The sequence below is a fragment of the Pelorhabdus rhamnosifermentans genome, assembly GCF_018835585.1.
GTDB classification, from domain to species: domain Bacteria; phylum Bacillota; class Negativicutes; order UMGS1260; family UMGS1260; genus Pelorhabdus; species Pelorhabdus rhamnosifermentans.
The window spans coordinates 1-248 of record NZ_JAHGVE010000166.1; the positions used below are offsets into that span (position 1 = coordinate 1).

General features: G+C 42.7%; 1 protein-coding gene. It reads left to right on the top strand.

All coding sequences use genetic code 11. The features are described from left to right. Nucleotides 1-248 (top strand): nitroreductase family protein (locus tag Ga0466249_RS26210; protein WP_215832423.1); only part of this gene is annotated, 248 nt, incomplete at both ends.

Sequence of the window (248 nt, forward strand, 5' to 3'; positions counted from 1 at the left end):
AGGCCAGATCCTTCAACGCTTGGCAACAAAAAGACGTGCCAGATGCACTACTTGAAGAGATCTATCACTTAGTTAAAATGGCGCCTACCTCGGCCAATTGTTCACCTGCTCGATTTATATTTCTTAAATCTGATGACGCTAAAGCACGTTTAGAGCCAGCACTGTCATCAGGTAATATCGAAAAAACAATGACTGCGCCTATCACCGTTATTGTTGCCTATGATGAGGAGTTTTATGAGCAACTTCCT